This window comes from Desulfurobacteriaceae bacterium (assembly GCA_039832905.1).
Lineage (GTDB): Bacteria > Aquificota > Aquificia > Desulfurobacteriales > Desulfurobacteriaceae > Desulfurobacterium.
Genome location: JBDOLX010000062.1, coordinates 1 through 2826 on the forward strand (window position 1 = coordinate 1; position 2826 = coordinate 2826).

Consider the following 2826-nt stretch of genomic DNA (forward strand, 5'->3'; position numbering starts at 1 on the left):
CCGACGAATATGGAAATCCTGAAGGAGCAAATAGAGAACTTGTGTTTAACTTTGAAATTGGATATGACGTTACAAGAATGTTAAGGTTAATTTCCTTTGTTGACATCGGTGGTGGATGGTGGAATAAGTTTAAAGTTGGAGACATGAGAAAGGGAGCAGGAATCGGTTTACGTGTTCTTACCCCAATGGGGCCAATTAGACTTGATATTGGATGGAAACTTGACAAGAAACCTGGAGAAAGTGCAAATGAGTGGCACTTTGGACTTGGAAGCTATTTTTAATGGAGGATAGATTATGAGAAAACTTCTCTTAGCAGGACTCATTTTAGCAGCCTCAATGGGAATTCCAAAAGTTTCCAAAGCAGAGGCTATTTCTCAAACTAAAGCTATTTCCGTTTATTACGTAGACATTCAAAAAGTTGTTGAAAATTCCAATAAGTGGAAAGAAGTTGAAAACATTATAAATTCCCAGATTAGGGAAGCAAGAGAAAAACTCCAAAAACTTGACAGTGAAATAAGATCTCTTCAGAGTGAACTAAAAAGTCCTATCCTCAGTCAAAAGGCTAAGGAAGAGAAAGAAAAAGAATTACAGCAGAAACTTAGAGAACGTGAGAGGTATATTCAGCAAATTAACTTGAAGATACAAAAGATGGGAAATGCACGTTCATTGGAAATAATAAGTGAAGTAGTCAGGGTTATAGATGAATACAGGAAGGAACATAATATACCTTTAATAATCGACAAAAGAGCTGTTATTTCTGGTAATCCAAAGTATGATTTAACAGAAACTATTACAAAAATTTACAATGGAAAGGTTGAAAAATGAAACTTAAAGAGTTGGCTTCCGTTTTAGGTTGTGAACTCATTGGGGACGGTGAATTAGAGATCACAGGAGTTGCAGAGATACAAAATGCAAAGCCTGGAGATATAACATTTTTAACCAATCCAAAGTATAAAAAATACTTAAAAGACACTAAGGCGTCAGCCATCATAGTAGACAAGAAAATAGAAGGAGTAAACATTTCTCAACTTATCTGTGAGGAACCTTACGTTACCTTCGCTAAAGCATTAAGTTTTTTCTATCCTGAGAAGCTGCCCGAAAGTGGCATTTCAGCCAAAGCAACCATTTCAGAAAACGTTTCGTTAGGAGATAACTGTTATATTGGGGATTTTGTTTTTATAGGAGAAAATACGAAAATAGGAAATAATGTGAGAATCTTTCCCGGAGTTTTTATAGGTAGCAACTGCCATATAGGAGATAACACGGTAATTTTTCCAAATGTTTCCATTTATGATGGTGTGAAGATTGGAAGATTTGTAAGAATTCATTCAGGAACAGTAATTGGTTCTGACGGTTTTGGTTACGCTTTTAGCAAAAAAGAGATGAAAGTCTATAAGGTTCCTCAAATTGGTGGAGTTGTAATAGAGGACTTTGTGGAGATAGGGGCCAACACTACTATCGATAGAGGAACTATAGGTAATACTGTTATCGGAGAAGGAACAAAGATTGACAATCTTGTTCAAATAGGCCACAACGTTAAGATTGGAAAATACTGTTTTATAGTTTCTCAAGTTGGTATTTCAGGAAGTACGAAAATAGGAGATTTTGTAACTCTTGCAGGAAAGGTAGGCGTTGCTGGACACATAGAAATAGCGAGCAACGTCACTGTAGCCGCAAAGTCTGGTATTACAAAGAGTATAAAAGAGCCAGGAACTTATGCAGGCTTTCCGATAAAACCTTATAAGGAATGGAGAAAAATCCAAATTCTTGTTGATAGGCTACCAGAAATTTATGAAAAGATAAAAAAACTTTTAAAGGGGTAAGTTGTACAGAGTAGTTTTTCTGGTTTTGCTTTACATTTTTTCGTTAGGGTGCAGCAGTAATAATGAAGGGATTGAGGAAAGGTTAGAACCTTCTCTGAAAGTAGAAAGTTGGGCTTACCAGCTTCAGAATGCATCGGTAGAGGAACTAAGCAACTCTCCTTTTGAATTGGTTGTCATCGACTATTCAAGAGACGGAACAGAAGATGGTAGATATACAAGAGAGGAAATAGAAAAGCTAAAGGAAAGAGGGAAAATTCCTATTGCCTATATAAGTATTGGAGAGGCTGAAAGTTACCGTTTTTACTGGAATGATACTTGGAGTTCTGAACCACCAAGTTGGCTTGGAGAAGAAAATACAGACTGGAAGGAAAATTACGCTGTAAAGTATTGGGATGTAGAATGGAAAAAAATAATATACAACTACATAGACAAGATAGTATCTCAAGGTTTTTTAGGACTCTATCTTGATAAAGTTGATGAATTTGAATACTGGGCTGGAAAGGAAAGGCTTACTGAGGAGGATACTGCTCAAAGGATGATAGACTTTATAGAAGAAATAGCAAGCTACTGTCGTGAAAAGCTGGAAAATTGTTATATAGTTCCTCAAAATGGAGAAAGAATTCTTGGTTTTGACAAAGGAAAATTAGTATCAATAGTTTCAGGGTGGGCTGTTGAGGACATGTTTTATGATGGAACGGTTCCTGTTCCAATAGCTGAAACAGAGGAAAGACTTTTGTTCTTAAGTAGAATAAAGAATACTGGAAAACCTATTTTTTCAGTAGATTATGTAGATGATGGAATTAATAGTGAGGAGAATATAAACAAAGTTAAGGATTATTTATCTAAAGCAAAAGATAGCGGTCTTATTCCTTACGTTGCCCGCACAGATAGAAATCTTGATGAGCTTGTGATTATCAAATGGTAAAAGGAGGAGATTATGGAATACCACGTTAAAGATTTATCACTCGCAGATAAGGGTAAAGACAGGATTGAATGGGCAGAA

Annotated in this window: 4 protein-coding genes; all 4 read left to right on the plus strand. The window is 36.0% G+C overall.

The features are described from left to right. Window positions 1–281: BamA/TamA family outer membrane protein (locus ABGX27_04410; protein MEO2068735.1), on the plus strand; the 281-nt coding region annotated here is incomplete at its 5' end. A 13-nt stretch (window positions 282–294) separates the two neighbouring features. After that, window positions 295–825, plus strand: a complete 531-nt coding sequence (locus ABGX27_04415; GenBank protein ID MEO2068736.1) for an OmpH family outer membrane protein — start codon at window positions 295–297, stop codon at window positions 823–825. Next, the gene (gene lpxD, locus ABGX27_04420; protein MEO2068737.1) at window positions 822–1823 is read left to right on the plus strand and encodes a UDP-3-O-(3-hydroxymyristoyl)glucosamine N-acyltransferase; all 1002 of its coding nucleotides are present in this window, start codon (window positions 822–824) and stop codon (window positions 1821–1823) included. The genes ABGX27_04415 and lpxD overlap by 4 nt, the downstream gene beginning before the upstream one ends. Before the next feature lies 1 nt (window position 1824). Further along, window positions 1825–2748, plus strand: a complete 924-nt coding sequence (locus ABGX27_04425) for an MJ1477/TM1410 family putative glycoside hydrolase (protein MEO2068738.1) — start codon at window positions 1825–1827, stop codon at window positions 2746–2748. Window positions 2749–2826 lie beyond the last annotated feature (78 nt).